This is a genomic window from Variovorax sp. V93 (assembly GCF_041154485.1).
GTDB lineage: Bacteria > Pseudomonadota > Gammaproteobacteria > Burkholderiales > Burkholderiaceae_C > Variovorax > Variovorax beijingensis_A.
In genome coordinates this window covers 1409014-1430079 of the sequence record NZ_AP028669.1, presented here as the reverse complement: position 1 = coordinate 1430079, position 21066 = coordinate 1409014, and the positions used below count along the sequence as shown (strand labels likewise).

At 65.8% G+C, this 21066-nt stretch carries 24 protein-coding genes; 1 reads left to right on the top strand and 23 read right to left on the bottom strand.

Going from position 1 to position 21066, the window contains the following annotated elements:
* The first annotated feature begins 86 nt into the window (after positions 1-86).
* Positions 87-305, top strand: a complete 219-nt coding sequence (locus ACAM54_RS06675; protein WP_369650222.1) for a hypothetical protein — start codon at positions 87-89, stop codon at positions 303-305.
* Between the two features lie 16 nt (positions 306-321).
* Here the strand turns inward: ACAM54_RS06675 and ACAM54_RS06670 are convergent, their stop codons facing one another.
* The 23 genes from ACAM54_RS06670 to ACAM54_RS06560 form a co-directional block, all read right to left on the bottom strand.
* Positions 322-849, bottom strand: a complete 528-nt coding sequence (locus tag ACAM54_RS06670; protein ID WP_369650221.1) for a hypothetical protein — start codon at positions 847-849, stop codon at positions 322-324.
* Positions 842-1228: a hypothetical protein gene (locus ACAM54_RS06665; protein WP_369650220.1), complete on the bottom strand. Its 387-nt coding sequence runs from the start codon at positions 1226-1228 to the stop codon at positions 842-844. The genes ACAM54_RS06670 and ACAM54_RS06665 overlap by 8 nt, the downstream gene beginning before the upstream one ends.
* A complete protein-coding gene (locus tag ACAM54_RS06660) occupies positions 1225-2859 on the bottom strand; it encodes a hypothetical protein (RefSeq protein ID WP_369650219.1) in 1635 nt (544 codons plus the stop codon). The genes ACAM54_RS06665 and ACAM54_RS06660 overlap by 4 nt, the downstream gene beginning before the upstream one ends.
* Positions 2860-2912: 53 nt before the next feature.
* On the bottom strand, positions 2913-3683 hold the full coding sequence (locus tag ACAM54_RS06655; RefSeq protein ID WP_369650218.1) for a hypothetical protein: 771 nt from the start codon (positions 3681-3683) through the stop codon (positions 2913-2915).
* 79 nt (positions 3684-3762) lie between these two features.
* The gene (locus ACAM54_RS06650) at positions 3763-4296 is read right to left on the bottom strand and encodes a lysozyme (RefSeq protein ID WP_369650217.1); all 534 of its coding nucleotides are present in this window, start codon (positions 4294-4296) and stop codon (positions 3763-3765) included.
* On the bottom strand, positions 4293-4664 hold the full coding sequence (locus ACAM54_RS06645; RefSeq protein WP_369650216.1) for a hypothetical protein: 372 nt from the start codon (positions 4662-4664) through the stop codon (positions 4293-4295). The genes ACAM54_RS06650 and ACAM54_RS06645 overlap by 4 nt, the downstream gene beginning before the upstream one ends.
* Before the next feature lie 142 nt (positions 4665-4806).
* Positions 4807-5841: a hypothetical protein gene (locus ACAM54_RS06640; RefSeq protein ID WP_369650215.1), complete on the bottom strand. Its 1035-nt coding sequence runs from the start codon at positions 5839-5841 to the stop codon at positions 4807-4809.
* The gene (locus tag ACAM54_RS06635; RefSeq protein ID WP_369650214.1) at positions 5838-7664 is read right to left on the bottom strand and encodes a hypothetical protein; all 1827 of its coding nucleotides are present in this window, start codon (positions 7662-7664) and stop codon (positions 5838-5840) included. Before ACAM54_RS06635 ends, ACAM54_RS06640 begins: the two co-directional genes overlap by 4 nt.
* An 18-nt stretch (positions 7665-7682) precedes the next feature.
* Positions 7683-9221 carry a hypothetical protein gene (locus tag ACAM54_RS06630; RefSeq protein WP_369650213.1) on the bottom strand — a complete coding sequence of 513 codons (1539 nt, stop codon included), beginning with the start codon at positions 9219-9221 and terminating at the stop codon, positions 7683-7685.
* Entirely contained in the window at positions 9221-9868 is a 648-nt protein-coding gene (locus ACAM54_RS06625; protein WP_369650212.1) for a hypothetical protein, read from the bottom strand. Before ACAM54_RS06625 ends, ACAM54_RS06630 begins: the two co-directional genes overlap by 1 nt.
* Before the next feature lie 9 nt (positions 9869-9877).
* Positions 9878-10318: a hypothetical protein gene (locus tag ACAM54_RS06620; RefSeq protein WP_369650211.1), complete on the bottom strand. Its 441-nt coding sequence runs from the start codon at positions 10316-10318 to the stop codon at positions 9878-9880.
* Positions 10319-10330: 12 nt separating this feature from the next.
* Positions 10331-10834, bottom strand: coding sequence for a hypothetical protein (locus ACAM54_RS06615; protein WP_369650210.1), 504 nt, complete (start codon positions 10832-10834; stop codon positions 10331-10333).
* Positions 10831-12078, bottom strand: coding sequence for a hypothetical protein (locus ACAM54_RS06610; protein WP_369650209.1), 1248 nt, complete (start codon positions 12076-12078; stop codon positions 10831-10833). The genes ACAM54_RS06615 and ACAM54_RS06610 overlap by 4 nt, the downstream gene beginning before the upstream one ends.
* Position 12079: 1 nt before the next feature.
* Positions 12080-12772 (bottom strand): DUF6682 family protein, encoded by a 693-nt coding sequence (locus ACAM54_RS06605; RefSeq protein ID WP_369650208.1) that lies wholly within the window; start codon positions 12770-12772, stop codon positions 12080-12082.
* Positions 12772-13131, bottom strand: a complete 360-nt coding sequence (locus ACAM54_RS06600) for a hypothetical protein (protein WP_369650207.1) — start codon at positions 13129-13131, stop codon at positions 12772-12774. Before ACAM54_RS06600 ends, ACAM54_RS06605 begins: the two co-directional genes overlap by 1 nt.
* A 102-nt stretch (positions 13132-13233) precedes the next feature.
* On the bottom strand, positions 13234-13632 hold the full coding sequence (locus ACAM54_RS06595) for a hypothetical protein (RefSeq protein ID WP_369650206.1): 399 nt from the start codon (positions 13630-13632) through the stop codon (positions 13234-13236).
* An 82-nt stretch (positions 13633-13714) separates the two neighbouring features.
* Positions 13715-14818, bottom strand: coding sequence for a N4-gp56 family major capsid protein (locus ACAM54_RS06590; RefSeq protein WP_369650205.1), 1104 nt, complete (start codon positions 14816-14818; stop codon positions 13715-13717).
* A gap of 178 nt (positions 14819-14996) precedes the next feature.
* Positions 14997-16013: a hypothetical protein gene (locus ACAM54_RS06585; RefSeq protein WP_369650204.1), complete on the bottom strand. Its 1017-nt coding sequence runs from the start codon at positions 16011-16013 to the stop codon at positions 14997-14999.
* Positions 16014-16052: 39 nt separating this feature from the next.
* Positions 16053-16223 carry a hypothetical protein gene (locus ACAM54_RS06580; RefSeq protein ID WP_369650203.1) on the bottom strand — a complete coding sequence of 57 codons (171 nt, stop codon included), beginning with the start codon at positions 16221-16223 and terminating at the stop codon, positions 16053-16055.
* Between the two features lie 30 nt (positions 16224-16253).
* On the bottom strand, positions 16254-16823 hold the full coding sequence (locus ACAM54_RS06575) for a DUF2829 domain-containing protein (RefSeq protein ID WP_369650202.1): 570 nt from the start codon (positions 16821-16823) through the stop codon (positions 16254-16256).
* A gap of 36 nt (positions 16824-16859) precedes the next feature.
* Positions 16860-19013: a genomic island protein gene (locus tag ACAM54_RS06570; protein ID WP_369650201.1), complete on the bottom strand. Its 2154-nt coding sequence runs from the start codon at positions 19011-19013 to the stop codon at positions 16860-16862.
* A 3-nt stretch (positions 19014-19016) separates the two neighbouring features.
* Entirely contained in the window at positions 19017-20417 is a 1401-nt protein-coding gene (locus tag ACAM54_RS06565; protein WP_369650200.1) for a terminase family protein, read from the bottom strand.
* Positions 20414-21064, bottom strand: coding sequence for a hypothetical protein (locus ACAM54_RS06560; RefSeq protein ID WP_369650199.1), 651 nt, complete (start codon positions 21062-21064; stop codon positions 20414-20416). Before ACAM54_RS06560 ends, ACAM54_RS06565 begins: the two co-directional genes overlap by 4 nt.
* Positions 21065-21066 lie beyond the last annotated feature (2 nt).

Below are 21066 nucleotides of genomic sequence, written 5' to 3'. Positions count from 1 at the left end.
GGCGGCATTCTTCGCGCGCGAGCGCGGAGGGTCGAACCCTACAGGGGGGAGGCTTACACTGCGCCACCACCCCAAAGGAGACTGCGATGGCAATGTACGAGTTTGTGCTGGCTGGATTCAAGACCGGAAACGGCAAGCCTGTAGAAGAGGCCATTGGCGCCGTCCAGGGCGTGCGCTCTGCCGCGATGAAGACGGTGGGCACGACACCAACCGTCCTTGTCGACTACGCGGGCGATAAAGCGGCTGCGGTACAGCTGGTCAACACGGCGGTCGCCCATCTCCACATAATCGCCGTCATCCAGTAACTCAAGGCAGCGATTTCTATTGAAGGACGGCTGGCGGAATCACGCCGGCGCGGCACGACGCATAGGCCGCGCTCATCGTCTCAATCTCGGTCAGGGCGTCTGCAAGGCGTCCAGCACCAGCTTTCGAAAGTACCCCACTGGCCGCGCCGGCGTCTTCTGCACCAGCTCCGGAGGCGGCGGTGGCTTCACCTGGGGTGCGTCCACCACTACTCCCGGCATCACGGGTGCAGTTGAGCACGCGGACACGCACAGGAGCAGCGCGCTGCTGCTTGTCGTCAACGCCAATCCGAGCCACAGCTTTTTCATCGGTCTTCTCCTGCGCCGCGGCGCGTTCATCCAGCTTCTTTTGCAGCGCATCGCGTTCTTCTGTGCGCCTCTTCAGCAGCTGCTCGGCTGCCGTGTTCTGCGCCTTGATGGCGTTGTTCTGCAAGGCGAGCGCGAAGTTCGAGGCCTTGGCCTGCGTGCGGTAGCTCCAAGTCGAGAGCCCGAGTACGAATGTCAGCGCCGCCAACGCCGTGAGCGCGTAGTTGCGAAGATCAGGCATTGGCAGCGTCCCGTGCGGCCTGGCGCGCAGCAAGCTCTTCAGGCGTCAGCATCGCGAGCCCAGCCATCGCAATGCACTCGTGAGGCTCACCTTCGCTGATATTGCACGCGGCCAGGAGATCCGTGCATTCGAGTGCCGTGATCGGCCTGCCAGCGGCAACGCACTGCGAGGCCATCACCACAGGGTCGGCGAGCACCACAGCGAATGGCTCTTCGATCATCCCTGTGCTGATGTAGTGGCTGAAGGGAACGTCACCGTCTGCAGATAGGCCAGTGGTAAACATGTTGGCGGCGGGTTCACCTGCTAATAGCAGAACCAACTCGCGTGCAAGCTCGACTTGAGCGGCCGGCACGATCATGCAGCGGTGAACGTAGCTCATACAAACACCCCTGACTTTTGACCGAGGAAGCGTTCGGCTTTAAACATCTCGTCTGGGCTCAACCTGCGGCCGACAATCATCAGACCGTAGAACCGCCCCTTGAACGGCAGCGAGGCACCGGCTCGTGCGCCCAGGTAGAGAATCTGATCAGTCAGCGCGCCGGCCTGTGATGTGCCGTTGGTCGCCACGGTGCCCGCGTTGTAGCGCATCACGAAGCCGGAGTTGATCACGGCACGTGCGCTCATCACGACCGGCATGTTTGTGGCTTGCGCCACTGCGTTTTGGATCGTGACCGTGCCGCGCAATCTGAAGAGATTGGTTGCCGTGTCTGCGCTCAGTGGTGCGAAGTAGGCGAACGAGCCATCAGGGGCGGTGGAACCATTGCCGTATTCGATGAGCGCAGCAATTGCCGCGTTCTGCTCACGCGCGAAAGCGCACGAGGTGTCAAAGGTCGAAATCGCACCCATGGGCACAGCGGTTGGCGTGCTCATGTAGTCGTCCACCCCGTCGAACCGCAGGTAGAGTGGAAAGAAAATGGTGTTGTAGTCGGTCGCAGCGTTAATTCGCTGATAGTTGCCAGGAGATGATCCCGGTTCGAACTGAGCGCCCCATACGGAGATGTCGGCCGTATCCGACTCACTACCCCTCAAGCGAATGCGCATCGCTGTTGACGTGGCGGCAGTAGCATTACCTGTGAAGCTAAAGCGTTGCCAGGTCGGCGTGACCGAGACCAAGACCGTACCACCGGATACGATGGTGCATCCGATGGTCTTGGTGGTACCGTCATTGGTCTTCATCCACACGGACGAAACGTAGGCAGCTCCAACCACGGTGGGCACACCAGCAGCCGGATTGATCTGAGACAAGTCGCTCGTAGTGGTGCCGCCATTGATTGCGAATTGAAGCCGATCTGCCGTGGTCGTACCGTCTGGTGCCACTGCGTAGTTGGCCGTGACCACAGGCAGCGACGCCGTACCTGCTTGCAGCAGTGACCAGCCCGCAGCGTTGTCGAATTGCTCCGAGTAGACCAACTGGTTTACACGAGCCGAAAGCACCGGACGAGCCGTGGTCGTTGCCATCAGTATGTGGTTGCCGGGGATCTCTTTCACAGAGACATCGTCCACCCAGCCGACAGCCGTGGCATTGCCGTAAATGCGAAAGCCGAAACCCGCTGTCGCTCTTACGATTGCTCTGCGAGTAACCGGGCCGATGGGGCTGTTCGCAGCGGGGGCCGTACCACCGCCCACGTCCATTTGGATGGCCCCTGCTGTGACCTGGACGGTGTAAACGACCTCGTAGAACTTGCCTACGGTGATCACTGTCCCGTTTGCCGTGGTCGAAACGCAGTGGCTGGCAGAGCCAGCATTGTTGACCTCTGCCCGGCCGCCAGTAATGCTCCAACCGGTGCCGGGGGTCCAGCCTGTAGAGCCGTCTTCAAAGTTACCGTTGCCGACCAACTCCGCACTGCGAGTCATCCCCTTGCTCTTGTCGAGCATGAGCCCGACAGGCTGCTCCACGGCTGTCACTTGCGTGGTGCCAACCGAGTCTTGGTACATCGAACTGAAGTCGCTCGGGTCGTACCAGACGCCAGCAGCGGTTGAGGCGAAGATGCCTGCGATCACCGAGGCCAAAACGGTACGGGAGTTGTGTCCCCCCGTCCGCATGCGAGTAGCGCGACCCTGCATCACGAAAGCTCAGTGAGTTCCAGGATGCCGTCCGTTGCGGCATCCCGCATCACGGCAATGTTCGGCGTCGCAGGCACCGCATACTCCAGGCGCTCGCCCTGTGCGATGAAGTGGCTGGTGGTCAGCGCGGTCTGCGCAGCGCTACCAATCAGGAAACGCACATCCCCGCCGCGCGCGTAGATCGAAATGCGGCGCGTGGTGGTGGTCAGTACCGTGTTCGCGCTGGCAGCGCCGGCCGCGAGCTGGCGGGCCACGAGCGCCTGCTTGATCGTCTCAACCGGCACCGCGCCAGTCGACAGCGCGGGGATGCGCGCGAGCAGCGTGGTCCAGTTCTGCAGAGCGCGCTTAATGAGTGCGACGATGCTCCAGGAACCCGTGTCAGTGGTTGCGGCGGCATCGTCCTTGTCGCCCTGCGTGACGTCTGCGCCATCGGCGACGGTGACAGCGCCGCCGCCTCCACCACCGCCCGAGGCAGTCGAGATCGTCACCTCGGCGCCCAGTGGGCTCGCATACACGCCAGGCGCACGCCTGGAGACCCGGAACGTCACCGGCCCGTGAACATCAGCGCTCAGCTTACCCGGACCTCTCAGGATGATGAGGTCGTTCCATGCGCTGGTGGAGCGCTGCAACTGGATGAACAGCGGACTGTCGTTCGGGATGCCCGAGCCGCTATCCGAGGTCAGGAAGACGGTCGCGGTCTGACCATCGGCCAGAACGGTTTCCGCAGAGGTGGCCGCAGCGGTGCCGGGCGCGAGAAGTTCGGATGGCATGGTCGTAGGTCCTGATTCGCTTCAATGGGAAGGATTGAATCGAGGCCCCGCCGCGCGGCCAAACCCTACTGGGGGACGCCTATTTCCAGTCCAGGCACAGCTCCTCAGTGGTCCCGCGGCGGTCGACAAGACCAGGTAGCGCGACGAGTTGCCCCTTCACGCGGCCATTCACCCAGCGGGACAACTCATCGCAGCCGCCGGCAATGTCGCCCCGGTTGAACTTCGCGCGCAAAGTCGAGTTGATCGTCTTCTCGTTCACGCCCAGGTTGTAGAACCAGTCGATGAGCGCGGCCTGCTGCCACTGGTTGAACTGGTCGAAGTTCTTGATGTAGCGGCGCGCGGCCGCTTCGGCCTTGGCCAGGTGTTCGGCATCGAGCACCTGGCACTCGGCGGCCGTGTAGCGCTTCGCAGGGATCACGCTCGGCCCGGTGACGCCATGGCAGACGGTCCAGATGCCGACAGGATCCTTGTAGGGGATGAAATACACCACCTCGCCCGCCTTGTCCTTGATCGTCGGCCCCGTGCCCTCGTACCAGTCGCGCAGCACAGCCGCGATGGCAAGCGTGCCGGCGGTGCCAGCGACGATCAGGCGGTTGCGCAGCACAGGGTTCATGGCTGGGCGCTCTCTGAGTCGAGCAGCGCCGTCGCATCAGCGATCTCGCGGGCGGTGTAGACGCGGCGCGGCGGTGGCTTCATCCAACCCATGCGAACAAATAGCGGCCGAGCCGCCTTCTTCCAGATCCACTCGCCGGCGAGCATGGAGGTGTAGATCGCCGCGACGAAAGATGCGATCGGCCCCCAAGGGATGGAGACGATGAACCAAAACCACCAGGGATCGGCACTGTTCTGCACAAGCGTGCTGGCCACTTGGATCGCTGCGTTCTCCACGGTGTTGGTATTCGCACCGACGGCGGCTGTGATGGCGGTGCCCGCCTTCAGAATCGGCGCGTTGATCTCGGAAATGACGGAGTGGGGATTCATTGCTCTGGTGCTCCGTTTACGGGATCAGCTCGTTGACGTTGACGGCGACGCCTTGATAGGTCTTGAGGTTGCGATGGAGCGTTGCCATGAGTCGGCACTGTGCCGACGCGCATGGCCCCCACCAATCCCTACTGGGGTGCCATCAAAGCGACGAACTGTCGCTGCCGCTGATGCTCGCGCCTGCGTTGATGCCGTTGAGGGATGCAGCTGCCGCGCTGGCCACCGACTGCGCATTCACCAGCGCAGCACGCAAGCGATCGCTGATGGCCTGGCTCTTCGCACGCAGGTTGGCTTCGCCGGCCTGGGTCTGCAGCTGCGCATCCGCGATCGACAGCCTGATCCGTGGATCGGTCGCCTGCACCTGGGCCGTGTAGAACTGCACCAGCGTGCGCGCATACTCGGTCTGGAAGCCCACCTGTGCCGTCGCCAACTGCATCGCCACGCGCGGGCCTTCCAGCAGCGTGCGGATGTAGTCGCCGGCCGCGGCGATGGCCTTGAGCCGCAGGTCGATGGCTTGCTGCACGGCGAACCGCGTGTTCTCCAGCTCGGCGCGGAACGCCTCGATGCTGATGTCGCGGCTCTGCTCGGCCAGCTTGTCGCGCAGATCCTGGTCGACCAGCTGCATGGTGTGCAGCAGCGGGCCCGGCGGCAGCGGGAAGCCGCGGTTGGCGAAGCCTTGCATCAGATCGGCCTTCGCGCGCATCGCCTCCACGCCGAGCCGCGAACGCCCGCGCTCCCAGACCTGGGCCTCCACTGCGGCATTGATGCCAGTGCCGCCCTGCGTGAGGGCGCGCTCGAGCCAGCCCAGCGCCGCCGGCCAGAACGGCTCGTCCGGGAAGTAGGTCTGCAGGTAGGTCATGTACCCGCCCTCGGTCAGGGCCTGCATCTCCAGCCGCGCATCGTCGTAGATCGCCTTCGCACTGGCCGGATCGTTGTCGGGCAGCACCGGCACGAGCGGCGGCAGGTAGCTGGTGTCCAGGGACACGCCGGGCATTTGGGGCGCCGGATCCGCGAGGCCCACGGCCTGGTCGCTCAGCGCGAACGACTTGTTCAACAGCATGATGCCGTTGCGCCAGTTGCCGTTGATGACCTGCGAGACGATGACGGGCGCGCCGGCGCCGCCCGTGCTGGGGTCCGGCACCGAGACCAGATCGCCGGGATTGATGGGTGTCGTCATGATTGGGTCTTTCGCGAGAGGTCGGCCACCATGAACTCGAGGCTGTCGACCTCGAAGTCCGCGCCGTCCTGGTTGTAGAACACGGGCGTCAGGTAATTGGCCTTTACCCCCTTGCCCAGCTTGAAGCGGTGCTGCCGCAGTTCGTCGGAATGGCTCAGCGCCAGGTAGTCGAACTGCCCGGTTGGCGTGTTGACGCGCATCAGCAGCGGCGCCCCGGAAGCAACGCCCACGTAGACTTCGGAGACGGTCTTCTCCAATGACGTGCCGAAATCCAGCTTGCCGGGGCAGAAGTTGGCGTCGATCGGCTGGCCGTCATCATCCGGGCCGCCGAGCAGGAACAGGCCGTCGAGCTTGGCGCCGTAATAGCGGTCGCCGATCCGCGCGAAGCTGTTGAAGGCGTAGCCGGCGTAGGCGGTGCTGCCGTAGCCGTCCAGATTGACCGCATGCACCTCGAGTTGCGCGCCGGGCAGCGTGATCGGGATGGCGAAGCGGATGGCATCGCGCATGCTCACCACGTCGATCTCGGTGGTCGAGACGGCCACGCCGAAGATGATGGTGTCGGTGATCTGCACATCGTCGACCAGCTCGGCGTCCATCGCCGCGTCGAAGATGAAGACGTCGGCGAGCTCGACCACGTCCACCTTGATCGCTTCGATGGCAATGTCGAAGCGGATGATCGCGAGCAGGAAGGCTTGGTTCGGGTCTTCGGTGTAGCTCAGGCCGGTCATCGCCGGGAACGGCGCTAGGGAAGAGCCAGACGGATGATCCGCCGACAGGCCGCGCATAGCAGGGAACTGCGCGGTGCCCTCCCCTGTTTCGCCGACCAGCAGCAGCGACGCGGCCGCCAGCCCGCCGAACTGCGCGTAGGAGGTGGTGGCCGGGACCACGACCAACGTGCCGCCGTATGAATCCGCGTCCAGCGCTGGCAGGGCTGCGAGCGAGGTCCCGCCGCTGTGGTCGCTGGACAGCGCGCGCACTGCCGGCAGGACGGCCAGGCTGCGGGACTGCATGCCCGAACTGGCAGTGAGCGCCGGCAGCGTGGCCAGCGAGAGGGTGGCGCCGGCATCCTCCACGCTGAAAGTCGTCGGCAGCGGGAATGTCGCCAGCGAGTCGCCGCCCTGGTACTGCTGCAGCGCCGGCGTGTCCACGGCATCGCCGGGCGCGTAGAGCACGGCGGCCAGGTACAGCATCTCGGCCGCCGCGTATGTGTTCGCCTCGCTGGCGATCTCGACATCGTTCTTGGTGAAGCGCACGCCGTCGGGCCGCACCAGCATCTTGAACAGGTCGCTGGCGGCATAGGAGCCCAGCGCCGCGCCCGTGCGCAGGTTGCGCACACCGCCGCTGGAGAACAGCAGGCCCTGCGGGATGTGCGAGTAGCCCGGGCTGGGCTGCACGACAGCGGAGAGGCCGATCGCCACGCCTGAGGCGCGCGTGGAGATCTTGAACGACGCCGTTCCCGCGCCCCGCACGGCCGCGATCGAGTGCGCCGAGGCTGTCCACCCGAGCGGCGGGACGCCTACCCGCATGGCTGGGGAGCCTGGCACCTCCGGCTGGGCCGGATGGAAGGTTGCTACCACGATGGTCGAAGTCGTCGTGGTCGACGTCGACGGCGAAGGACCCGATCCGCCTGCGGGCACCCAGACCACCTGGCTCGCATAGCCGTCCCAGTAGGTCACCCACTGGCCGGCCCCGGTGGGCCCGCTCCCCAGCACGGTGCTGGTGACGGTGCGAGTTTCGTAGGAGGTGTACGCCGGGCGCGCGGGCTGGAAGGCGACCGCGGGCACGGTGTAGGTGATGCCGGTTCGGATGAGCGTGTTCGTCATGTCGTCCTTGGGGTGCGCTCAGGGGGCCGGGAGGCGGCTGTCGTGAATCCAGGGGGCCCCGGGTGCCGCGCTGGCCGGCCGCTCGTCGCGGCGCAGGAAGGTCACGGCATTGAACTGCTCGAGGAAGAGCTCACCATGGATCGACGTCGGCTCGTCGGCGCCCTCGTAGATCGTGGCCCTGCGGGTCCAGGTTGCTCCCAGATCGTTCGATTCGAACAGCGAGTGCCGGCCGTCGTACATCGGGCAGATGAGCTTCGACGGGCTCACCGCCGTGGGCAGGCCCGTCAGGTAGCCGGCACGCGGCATCGTGCCCACATCGGTGAGCGTCACGCCGTCTGTCGTGAACCGGATCCGCCAAGGTGCGGTGGTGCCGCCCGTGGCGAGGATGTCATCCGGGTCTCGGGTGAACAGCAGCGCGCCGCCGGCGATCGGCACCATCGTGACCACGTAGAGGCTGGCCACGGCCACCTGCCCGTCATAGAGGATCCCGGTCGGGGAGGTTTGGCCGGTGCCGCAGTTCACGGTGCCGAGGCGGACGCGGCCGCGCAGCAGCTCGGCGGCTTCGGCGTCGCCGATGTCCAGCTGCAGGTAGGGCACGCGCGCCACGGCCGCGGCGATGGCGCCGGAGATGCGGCAGGTCGTCAGCGTGGTGTTGGCAGCTGCGAAGTTGTGGGTGCGCACGCGCTGCGTCGCGGTCGGCGTCTCGTCGCACCACGCCTGGATGACGGCGAGATCGTCGAACATGTTGCCGGGCGCGGCCAGCGGCGTCCACGTCAGGCCGGCATCGGCCGAGAATGACCACCAGGTGCCCGGCACCGGCGTGCCGTCGGTCGACGTGTCTCGGAAATAGGTGTGCCGCATCAGCCGCGCGCCGCGGCCCAAGGTGCGCACGTCGACGTGGGCCGCCACGCGGTTGGGCACGAACAGCGCATTGCCAGCCACGACATCGCCGCCGCCGTGATTCAGCGCATAGAGCGGCACGTACTGGCCGTCGAGCAGCGACATGGTGGCGATGTTGGCCACAAAGCGATGCGTGCCGGCTGCCGGGTCCAGGTAGGTTTCGCCGACGCTCGGCGTCACGGAGACGCCGTACTGCGTGCCGCTGGGCCGCAGCCAGTCGATCGGCGCCTGGACGTGGGTGATGCCGTACGTCGGCTCGTAGTTCCGCCCCGTGCGCGTGAGCGAGAAGCTCTCGGTGAAGGCCGGGATGTGGTCGCCGTCGAAGTCGGGGATCGTGCCGACGGGAAGGCGGCTCTCGGTCTGGCCGAATCCCCGGCCATAGAAGGCCACGGGCGCAGGGCCATCGAAGCTGGCGAACCGACCGCGCGCCGTGGCCGAGGTCGCGAGCTTTTGCTGGCTGCCGACCAGGCCGCTCGAGATGAAGAAGTTGCCGACCACCGTGGGCGTGACGTAGAGGAACTCCCCTTTCTTCTCCGCCAAAGCCCCCGGCAGCCGCTTCTTCAGGAACGGCGCGTCGATCTTGTCGAGCTCGCCCGCTTTGGCCCGCGCCAAGCCGTGAAAGCCGCCGCGGTTCTTGGGGAAGTTCGCGAAATCCATCACAGCACCTCGCGTGCCGCGACAAAGTCCGTCCAGAAGGCGGAGGCCTCCGGAGTCTCGAGGCTGCTCACCTCGGCATAGCTCAAGGCATTGTTGCCCACGACATTGAATTGCACGTACCCGGACCCTTCGCCGTCCGCCAGGCCGTCGGCATGCACGGTGACGTCGTTCACGATGACCGTGAGAAGACCGCCTCCCCACCGAATCTCGATCTCGGCGACTGCACCACCCTCTCCCACGATGTCATGCGGAACATCCAGGAAAATCGGGGAATTGAAGCGGACAAAGGTCTTGAACAGTTCGATGTCGATGGGTGTGGCCCCATACATCCCGAAAAGGCTTGCGTAGTTGGACCCGGACAATCCGTTCAGATCGCTCGTCCCGTTCGCCGAGCGCACGCCGAGCTTCATGGCGATGCTGTCGGTTTCCGGAAAGTTGAGCGTGGCCCAGGCCATGCCGGCATCTGCGCCCGGTTGTTCGACGGCCGCAGCGAGGCCGACACCATCAAGCTGGAACTCCCACCAGTCACCGTTGACGCCAAGGCTCGGCTCTTGCCAAGGCTCGCCCGTCGTGGAGATGTTCGGAACCCGGCCGACCAGGTTGGCCCCTGCGCTCCCGTCGAAGTCGTCTCGGATCTGAAAGGCCACGCCTGTCCCTTAGCCTGCCGGCAGTGCGACCGCGTGGTAGTCCAGCGTCTGGGTCGCACCGCTGGTGAGCGACGACGATGTCAGGTTCATGTCGCCGCCGCCGATGCCGACCGTGCCCTGGTAGCGCGGCGCCGTGGTCGACAGCGCGCCGGTATCGGCCGTCAGCACGTGCCGGTAGAACGACGGTGCACCGGACGCGACATTCGTGCCGCTCCAGGTCTCGGCCGGGTTCTTGGCCAGGACGCCGCCGGAGGCCGCGGCGTCGAAGGTGATGCCGCCCACGCCATTCTTGATGGTCACCAGCAGCACGGCACCGCCAATGGCGGCATCGGCATCCGCCGGCACCGCGCCCGAGTAGATGCGGATCTCGCTGCCGGCGTCGAAGATCGCCTTCAGGTTGTCGGTGCCGAGCAGCGCGTCGCGCAGGCCGGTGGAAACTTTGATGGACATGGAAATGCTCCTTTAAGCAGAAACGGCCGAAGGGCCAACGAAGGCACGCAGGATCGAACCCACGTCGTAGGTCTTGGGGGATGGCAGGCGCACGACGCTGGCGATGACACCCGCGCCGCTGCCCTTGGCGGAGGCCGAGGTCAGCGCCAGGCAGCGCACGGTCTTGGGCGCAGTGAAGGTGAATTCGGCCAGTGATGCGGCATTGCTCACCGAGCCATCCACTACCGCGCCTTCGACGAACTCGGGGCGCGTGGTGGGCGTGTACGCCGTGATCTCAGTGGCCAAGGCGCCGAGCGTGGCGGCCGTGACATCCGGAGTGGGCGAGTAGTCGCCTTCGTAGATGCTGACGTACCAGGCCGGCACCACGGATCCGCTCTTGAACAGCAGCGTCATGGCGAAGTTCAGGCCTTCCTCGGGCACCAGGTTGTGGGCCTCGAAGCGGTCGAGCACCTTGCCGGTGGGATCGACGACCTCGAAACCCCAGTTGAGGCCGAGGGGTGGAAGTTTGCGATTCATGGCTCGGTTCCTTTGACGATGGATTCGATGGCGGGGAATGCCGCGGAGGCGGCGAACGGCCGCGCGGCGTCCTGGCGCGCGGCGAGGATGTGGTTGGCGCCGTCCTGCTCGCGGAACAGCGTGGCGCCAGCGCTGGCTGCGCCGAACTTGAGGGCGGATTCCTGCACGTTGGCGGCGGCGCCGTTGGGCGTGCCGATCACCAGGCCGCGGGGCGACAACCAGAAGGCCATCGTGGTTGCCTGGTCGCCGTCCGAGGTGCGCATGGAGCCGCCAGAGCCTGGGAGGCCACCATACGGCTGCACGACCGCCGGCTGGGTGTCGAGGAGGGCTCCGGCGAGCCAATAGGCGCGGTCGGCGCACACAAAGACGCCGGTCTCGCAGGGTTCCACCACCGTGATCGGCGCAGGGAACGGGATGTAGCCCTTCGAGGGCTTGTAGAGCGCGTAGTAGTACGGCTCAGAGAAGAACAGGTAGGGCCCGTTCGCCACCAGCAGCGAGCCCTTGTAGTGCCGCACGATGCTGCCCGGCGGCATGTCGGCCATCATCAGGTCAGCCAGCGGCGCGCCAGTGTTGGCCAGGCTCACGATGTCGCCGTCGGTGTCGATGCGATTGAAGATGGAGCCGTTCGGGCCGGTCACATAGACCTGGGTGTCCGGGCCCTGGCCGGAAAGCGCAATGCCGCCGCCGTCGGCCGGCACATCGACCACGACCGGCACAGTCGAGCCCGACTCGCCCAGCGGACCGAGCTCGGTGAAAGCGACCTGATAGCGGCCCTTGGCCAGCGCGCCGGTGGTCAGCGCCGCACCGGGCGCGACAGCTGGCCGGAGCGTGCCCAGCAGCAGCGCGCTGGCGCCGCGCAGGCGACCGATGTCGAAGCCGTTCGACCAGATCACGTCGCCGTCGGGCATACGCGCGTAGCTGATCGGCTGTAGTTCGGGCAGGCCACTGAGCACCACGGAAGCGGCCAAGCCTGATTCGGTCGGCACCAGGTGCAGCAGATCGTTGCCTGCGGCGCAGTAGCCTTCCGTTTCGTCTCCCCAGACCGAATGGGTCGCGGGGGCCCGCCGCTCGGCTGCGAATCCTTCTCGGCGCTTCAGGTAGCCGCGGCCGGTGATGTCGATGTTCTCGCCTGCATAGAGGAAGGTCGCCTTCGAGCGATCGGGCAGCGTGCGCGCGAGCTGCGTAGGCGGCAGCCGGTTATTCAGGCCGGGCGCCATGGAACCGAGCTTGACGGCGCGCACCATGTCAGAACCTCATGCGCACCACAGGCGGCCGCTTGTCGCGGCGCTTGCGCTGCACGTTGGCATCGGGGCGCTGGCCGAAGCTGGCCGTGAAGGCTGCTTCGTGCTTGGCCGCGGCATTCGGGTCGAAGGTCTCGGTGTCCTTCTTGAGGTAGGCGCAGCGGTACATCCACTGCATCAGGCGGTCGTGGTAGAGCGTCTTCAGCTCGGGCACTTCGGCGAGGTCGTCGACGCTGTACGGTGCCAGCGGCGTGCGGTAGACGGTGAGGGCCAGGGTCGGCGCGACCGCGATGTCCTCGGCGCGCGGGATGCGGTACAGGCGCAGGGTGTCGGAGCCCGAGTGCACGTAGCGGCAGGGCCGCCCGGCCAGTGTCTCCCAGGCCAGGTGCTCATTGTCGAGCTCTTCAGTGCTGGTGACGTCGAGCGGCCGGCCGTTCCAGGTCAGGCGCTTGATGCGGATCACCGAGGGGTGCAGTGCGTATTCGCCGACACCCGCCAGCAGGGTGATGGAGCAGACGGCCGGCGTGGTGTGATCCTCGATCAGCAGCGCACGCTCGGCCACCTCGTTCACCGCCTCCGTCAGGTACTCGACGATCTCCTCGTCGGACCACAACGTGTCCCCGCTGCCCCCGCCGACGGCGTTGGCCTTGTCGTCGAGGACGAGACGGAACCTGGCGATGAACTGCTCGACGTCCATCAGTCGCCTGCGCCTTCCTGGCTGATCTCGGCGAAGATCGCGTCGGCTTCCTCGCGCTGGACAGCGAAGCCGACACGCTTCTGCAGGGCGTTCAGGTTCGGCGTCCCGTCGTTCTTGAAGTCGCCTTCGTTGTCGCCGTCGAGCATCAGGCGGATGGCGTCGCCGATGACCTTCTTGCGGTCGAAATTGGCTTCGTCGTCGGTCTCAACCACCTCGTCGGGGGACGTCAGGCAGCCGCGCGCGATGGCTTCGCGGCGGAACATCGGCGGGACTTCGGTGCCGGCACGCTCGATGACGAGCATATGGCCGCTGGTGAGGCCGATCGAAACGGCCTCTTCGGTGGGTGCATAGAGCTTCATGGTCAGTTTTCCTTTGTGCAAAAAACCCGGCGGGGATCAAGCCGCCGGGGGTTGAAGAGCCCTTGCGGGCCCGATCCACTTCACCAGGAGAAAAGCGGTGGCTCAGCCTTGGTTCGACAGGCCGCGGCCGTCCACGACGTACTCGAGCTCGATGCGGGCAGCGCCTGCGGTTGCGGCGGCCCCGGTCTGGGCGATGAGCGCCTTGAGCCATTGGCCGACCGTGTACTTGTGGCCGGTGAGCGTGAGCGGAGTGCGCGCAACGGTCTTCAGGTCCACCGCATTGGCATAGCGCGTGGCCAGCGCGGCATCGCCGAGCGACAGGGTCGCGGTCGTGGCCGAGTTCCAGGCGGTCAGCACGGTGAGTGCACCGCCCACCACGATGGCATTGCCGGGCACGCTGATGGCGTCTTCGGCGGTGCCGTACGCGGCAGGATCGGCATGGCCGATGTCGAGGATCGCAACCAGGCGCGGCTGGCGATCGGACTTGCGTTTGAGCGACATGATTCTGTCCTTTCAGTGACAGGTGTGCGGAGGGTGTTCGGGGAGGTGTGGAGGGCGGAGCCGAAGCCCCGCCCTCGCCTGCTTATTGCAGGTAGTGGTCGACGGTGACGATGCCGAAGTCTTCGACCGTCTTGGCGTAGATCGAATAGAACTTCGGCTTGAGCAGGCCGAACATCTTGTCGACGTTGATGCCCTGCTGGCTGCCGTACTGGAAGGACTTCTCGTCCCATTCCGGCACACCGATGTCGGCCATGCCCAGTGCTTGCGCACCGCACAGCAGCGTGCGGGTGCCGTTCACAAGGCCGCCGGCGCCCCACTTCGAGCCCGAGGCTGCGCCCTTGGTGTTGTAGACCAGGCGGTGCTCGTGGATCACGGCGCCGTCGACGGTGATCGTCGCGCCGGTGAACCACGGGCTTTCGAGACCCGACTTCGTGGCCACGCCCACCACCGCACGCTGGTAGTCCGGATCCTTCTTCAGCTGCGCCAGAGTGCCCGGCTGGACGAAGAGCACGTAGTACTCCTTGCCCTCGGACATCAGCGGCTTGACGTAGTTCTCCTTCGCGTAGGCGATGAGGTCCACGATCATCTTGTAGCTGACCGTGAAGGCGGTGGTGATCGAACCCGTGTTCGAGGTCGCCAGCGCCGTGCCGTCCCACATCAGGGCGCGCTTGGCCGTGGGAGCCGACACGTCAGCTGCGAAAGACAGCGTCGGGAAGGCCGAGCCCACGCGCGGGGCACCGTTGTTCATGAAGGCATACGAGATGCCCGACATGGTCAGCAGCGCCAGCTGGTCGACACGGTTGGCCAGCCAGTAGCTCAGGCGGCTCTTGCCCATCTCGCGGAAGTTGATGACCGTCTTCTGGTCGGCCAGCTTGCCCTTGTTGCGCACGCCGTGGTTGATCAGGTCGATGTTGAGCACCTGGCTGTAGCTCTTCATCTCTTCTTCGTTGCCTTCGCGCTCGTTGTCGCCGACACCACCGTCTTCGACCAGGTCGGCCACCAGGTGCATGAGCACCTGCTCGCCCTTCTCGGTCTTGGTCAGCTCGGTGATGCGCTGGATCACGGAGTTTTCGCCGCTGCCCAGGAAGCGCTTGATGAACATCTGGTCGCGTGCGGCTTGCCACACGTCGCGGGACCAGACGATCTTCTGTTGCGGCGTGAGTGCCGCGAAATTGGTTGCAGCCATTTGGCATGCTCCTTCTGCTTGGAGTTGAAACGTCGGTTGAGGCGTTGCGCTGCCAATGCGGGAACATGACGTTGGAGGCGGTCAAGGCGCCGGGCTGCTTTTCCGTCCTGCCGTGTGGACGAGGTCACCAGGTGGCGCCTGAGGGGCGGTGAACTCCCTCAGGCCCGGTCGCTACGGACTAGTCGCCGCGCAGCTTCTTCTTCTCGGCGTCCGGGAGAGCTTCGAACTGCGCCTCGGTCATGGTGGTGACGTCGATGCGGCCCTGGGTAGCCCGGTTGCCGATGCCGTTCACGATGGCGGGAGGCTGCAGGTTTGAATCTGCTGCGCCCCGGCTCAACGCGTTGGCGGTGCGAGTATCAGTTGCGGGTGCTGCCGCCGTCGATTCCCTACTGGGGGTAGCTGGAGCAGGTGCGAAGCGCGGCGCAACCTCGGCCACCGCCTTGTTGAGCGCCAGGTGCGGCTTCAGGCCATCGGCGATGTACGCATCCCGAGTGGCCACGACGATGCGCAGCGCCGTGGCGCCCTCTGCGGTGTCCAGGTACGGATAGGCCACGAGCGCGGCGTCCGTGGCTTCCTGCAGCGCGGAGGCCTGCTGCTCGGCCGTCAGCTCGCCGCGGATGCGCGTGCTGGCGCGCTGCTCGGCGGTGGTCAGGATGTGGTCGTTGATCTCGCCGCGGATCTTGAGCGCCTTGTCGGTGTCGCCGTCGAGCAGGGCCTCGGTGTAGGCGCGTTCCTGGGCGAGCATGTCGAATGCCGGTGCTGCCGCTGCGGGGGCTGCGGTAGGCGCCGCGGCCGCTGGCGCGGCTGCCGCAGTCGAAGCGGCGCGCAGGCGCTCGTTCTCGGCCAGCAGCTCGGCGGCGCGGGCTTCGGCCGTCTTGCGGGCGTTGTTGACTTCGTTGAAGCGGCCCTTGGGGATCTGGCCGCCGTTCTGGCGTGCAACCTCCTCGCCTTCGTCGGCTGCTGCCGTCGTCGCGGCCGCGGGTGCCGGCGCGGCAGGAGTGCCATCCTTCTCGGCCCCATCCACCAGCGCCTGCAGGGCGTCGGCACTCAGGTCTGCGGTGTCGATGCTGTTGCCGTCGTTGTCGAGCGGCAGCGGATCATCGGTCGGGGTGAAGTTGTCGCCGCGGTCTTCGGCGGTCTTGGGATCGACGGTGACGGGCACGTTGGTGACGTTCACGAGTTCTTCGGTAGCCATGGTGGTTCTCTCTGGTGGTGGATGGGTGGTTGTGGGGTATCAGCTCTTCGCCTTCGACTCGGCCTGGACGGCTTGGAGGGCAGCGATCTTTTCCTTGGCCTTGGCCAGCGCGGCTTTCATGCGCTTGGAGTCCTTGCGGATCTCTTCGGCCTGTGCGAGCGTGCGGAGGTCGGATTCGGCGCGGTAGTCCTCTTCGGTCTTGAGTTGCATGGGTGCTCCTTGGAGTTGAAAAGCGGTGCTTCAGTCGGGCACGACGACCCAGTCCTCAGCGAGGCAGTCGCTCACGCTGGGCGCCCAGGTGCTGACGCGGTCATCGACCGTCTTCAGGGCCAGGTAGGCGTTGTAGGGAACCATGGCCCCGTCACCGAAGTGCGCCTTGGCGGCACCGGTCTGCGCCGGGTATGAGGCGGCCGGCACCATGTACGCGAACTGGCCCTTGCCGTTCCAGCCGAGGCGTGCAACCTTGGCGCCAGCCTTCAGGAGGCCCAGCGCTGCGCCGAAGCCCAGCAGGTGGCTATCAATGACGGGCGAGTAGCCCGCTTCGAAGGCCTTCGCCGGCGAGAAGGAGGTGTAGCCGTCGTCGTAGACGACGTAGTAGCCGCCCTCCTTTGGGTTGTTCCTAGTCATGTAGGCGGCATCGACCTCGATGGCGCCGTAGTGCGGGTCCGCAGGCACGATGAGCGCGCCATACGAGCTCGCCCCGTTCCTGCCGCTGGAGTCGGGGTTCGGGCTGGGCAGGATCTCGGCAATCTTCAGCGCGTACACGCGCTTGTGGCACTGGTACTTCGGCATTTCACGAGAAACAGACATGGAATAGCTCCTTAGTGGTGGTTGCGGTGGTAGTGATCAGGCGGGCATCTCGGCCATCGGGTTGCGCCGCACGCCGTCGGCCTCCGGCGTCTCGATGCCGCGGTTCACGCCGAGCTCAGGGCTGGCCGGCGTGAGCGGGTCGGTGTTGTTCGGGATCAGGCCCTCCGGCGCCGTGGGCAGGCCAGGCGCGGCTTCGGGCACCAGCGGCCCGGCGTCCATGTCCTGGAACCCCTGGGAGCCCAGTAACGCATCGGCGAGCGCGCTGGTCTCCGGCGTGGCGGCGATGACCTGGGCCGTCTGGATCGCGCTGTACATCGTGCGGCCCTTCGACTCGACCGTCTCAGCGTCGGTCTTCGTGGCTTGCGCAAGGGCGAGCTTGGCTTTGGCCTCGGCCACCGGGTCGACGGGCGGCGCCTTGGCGGCCGACATGCCTTCGATGATTTCCTGCTTGTCCTGCAGGTTGGAGTACCGCACCGCGATCTGGTCTGGGATCGCAATGCCGGCCTTCTTCATTTCCATCGCCTGCGTGAACTGGCTGTTGTTGAAGGTGATCTGCATCGGCTGCTCGCTGACCACCACGTCGTATTCGCCGATCGTGATGTCATTGAAGTAGCTGCCGTCAGGCATCGGCTTGTTGATCTCCAGCACCTCCTCCTTCTCGTTGCCGAACTCATCGGTCTCGGTGATGCGGAAGATGCGATGGCTGTCGTAGTACCGCTGGATCATCTTGTAGAGGCGCACGGCCAGCAGCGCGCGGGTGTGGGTCAAGTTGTCGAGCGGCACCGCGAGCTGCTGCTGGCTGGCGAACTGCTTGGACTGGATGGCCACGCCCGAAACCTCGGGGCCCTGGGCGCCCCCGCGCATCGCGTCGGGCACAGTCACGTCCTTGAGCGCCTGAGATGCGCGGTCGATCAGGCGGTCGATGCCCGTGGGCACTTGGTTCGGTTCGATCTTCTTGGGCGCGGTCGAACCCTTCTTGAATTCGATGTGGAGGCCCGTCTGTCCACCCCGGCTCTCCAGCTCGCCCTCTTCCAAGTTGGTGATGGAGTCTTCCTCGGTGATCCAGCCGCTGTTGGCCGCCGTGTTCACGATGGCCACGAATTGGCTCACGCCCTTGTTGAGTGCCTCCTGCGGGCCAATGGCGTTGTCCACCATGCCCCGCGTCTTGCCGCGGCGGAAGTAGGCGAAGTACGGCACCACCGAGAAGTGCTGGTGCGGGCTGTACTGGTCGAACAGGAGCGCGCAGTAGGTGCTGACGGTCCACTTGATGCGCCGGCGCATGCGGCTGGCCTTGATGGCGCCCTTCTCGGTGGCGGCCGCGATCTGGTCCGCGGTCATGTCGTCGATGGCTTCGATGTCGCCGGTGTCCGGGAACACCATGCACTTCGTGTTCTCGTAGACCCACTTCTGCCGGTCGACGATGCGGTACCGGCGCAGCAGCTTGCCCTCGAGCGTGTTGTAGGCGTCGAAGGTGCCGCTGCTGCTGCGCAGGCGGTCGCCGAAGCGGTTGCGCCGCGTCTCGTCGTCCATCTCGCCCCAGTCGGAGCCATCGTCTCCGGAGGCCTCAGCCTTGGCCCGGGCGTCCTTGCCGTAGAGCTGCTCGATCTCGTCGAGGGTCAGCCAGCGGGTGATGATGACGTCGCCCCACGAGTCAGGGTCGTAGGACTTGGCATCCGGATCCGGCACCACGTCCAGCGGGTCGAGCGTCTCGACCTCGATGTCTCCCTTCATGTTGGTGTCGAAGTTCATGCGGAGGTTGAAGTACCCCCGCTGCTGGATCACGCCGTCGCCGAAGACCTGCGTTTCCTTCCAGTGCAACTTGGCCTGGTCGGCGATCTGCATTGCCACCTTGGACAGGATGCCGGCCGTCTGCAAGTCGCCCTTGTTGCCGCGCGGCTTGAAGGCGATGTCCATGCGGTTGTGGATCTGGTAGCCGATGGCACTGTTGATGCTCGGCATGATCTCGTTGAACTCGTAGAACGGCCGGCCCTCCTCGCGCAGGATGGCCTTGTCGTCTTCGCTCCACTGCTCGCCGCCGCCGAGGTACATGCCCTCACACTTCTGCGCCTGCGCCATGTATTCGAGGTGGCCCTGGTCGCGGCCATAGAGGTAGCGATACCAGTTTTCGCGCGCGATGGCGTCGCCCCGTGGCTCAGGGGTATTCTTCGAGGGGTAGACAGCAGAGGCCATGGTTTATGCGGCTTGCGCCGATCGGTTGCGGGCGGCGTGCGTCTTCAGCCGGTCGCGCCAGCTGGTCGGCTTCTTGCCGCCCTTGTAGATTTCGCGGTAGCCCTGCGCGAACTGCCGGAAGGCGTCGGCGGGGTTGGAAGCCCAGTCGTGCAGCGGCTCCTGCTTGAAGTCGCCGAGCTTCTCGTCCCATTCGCGGCGGTAGGCTTCCAGGCCAGCGATGCCGTTGGCGGTGCGGTCTTCGTCGAAGTAGCAGGACGGGATGACGGCGCGGGTCTGGTTGATGGCTGAGACCAGGCTGTCGGTGCGCGGCACCACCTCGAAGCGATGGGCCGGCAGGAGGCCCTGCAGCAGCATGCGGACGCTCTTGCCGCCGCTGGCCAGGGTCTTGTTGTCGGCGTCGTGCGGCAGGTAGTGGCGCGCGTAGGTGTAGCTGCGGCCCTGGATCTCGGCGGCGAAGAACTGCAGGTCCTTGCCGCTGGCTTCCATGTAGTCGATGAAGCGGTGCTCCATGCCCACGCGCTGGTGGAACCACACGGCGGTGGTGTCGTTCCAGCCCAGGTCCCAGAAGGTGTTCACGGGCACGTGCGGCAGCCGCGGGATTTTGCGGATGCGTCCCTCGAGGCGCGCGGCTTCCATCTGCTCGGCGTAGTAGGCGCCGCGGATGTTCGGCGTCTCCCAGCGGCCCATCAGCAGCGCACGCTGTTCCTCGGCCGACAGCAGCAGCAGGGTCTGCCGGTAGCCGCTGTCCGCCAGGTGGGGATTGTCGCTAAGGCGCGCCGAGATGAAGCGGCGGCCGTGCTCGTGCACCTCGCCGGTCTCGGGGTCGGTCACCGAGACCTTGAAGCGCGTCGACGTTCCCTCGGTCTGGATCCGGAAGTACTCCTTGACCCAGCGGAAGCCGGGCCCGTCGGGGTTCGTCGTCGCCCGCACGTAGCAGGTGATGGCCGGGTCCTTCGACCGCAGGCGCGACAGCATGTACCGGTACGGGATGTCCGTCGGGAACAGCGTCAGCTCGTCCCAGCCGATGTACTGGAAGGCCCGGCCGCGGTATTTGAAGCGGTCGCTGTCGTACTGCATGTGCCCGAACTCGACGCGCGCGCCGCTCGGGAAGGTCCAGATGTGGCTGGTCTTGTCGTATTTGCCGCCGAAGGCCGGGTACAGGTCCTGCGACCGGTCAATCAAGTCCCGGAGGTCGGGGAACGTGCGCCGGAACAGGATGGCCTGGTAGTTCCGGTTGTCGATGGCCCGCTGCTGCAGGCCCAGGGCATCGATCAGCAGGCAGTCGGACTTGCCGGCGCCCGCGGCACCGCCGTACAGCACCTCGAGGTCGATGGCCGACAGCAGCATGGCCTGCTTGGGGGCAGGCTTCCACAGGATGTCTTCGCCGACGTCGGGCAGCTTCACGAGATGTCCTTCGCCGGGACGATCACGGTCTTGGCGCCACCGCGGTTGTCGCCGCCCTCATCGGTGCTGACGCCGAAGGCCTCGCGCTCCATGCGCACCAGCTTCTCCAGCATCTCGACCAGTCGCTTGCCCGAGTCGATGCGCGTCGGCAGGGCCTGGATGTCGCCGAGCAGCTTGCGGTTGCGCGCCTGACGTCGGCGGGCCGCGTCCTCGGTCTCGCCGTCATCGGGGCCGTTCAGGCTCTCGATCAGCTGGTCGACGAGGTGCTGCCCGTCCGGGGTGCCCACTGCCTCCAGCTCGCCCAGCAGGTTCTGGAACAGCACGCGCGAGCGCTTGATGTCCGCCCGGTGCTCCATGCGCACCGTGTACTGGATGGTCGCGGCAGCATCGACGATGGCCTGTTCGGTCACCTTCTTGGCGCTGGAAACCTCCTTGGTAACCGCAGCCTTGGAAACCAGTGCTTCAGCCTTCGCCTGGATCTTGGCTCCGAGGTCGCGGGACCACTCATCACGCTTCGCCCGCTTGTTGATGGCGGCGTGGCTGATCCCCTGCTCTTCCCCAATGAGGCGCAGCGGCTTGATGCCGGCGCGGTACTCGGCCTCGATGACGGCCCAGTCGGGTTTCTTTGCGGGGGTGTCTGCACTCATGG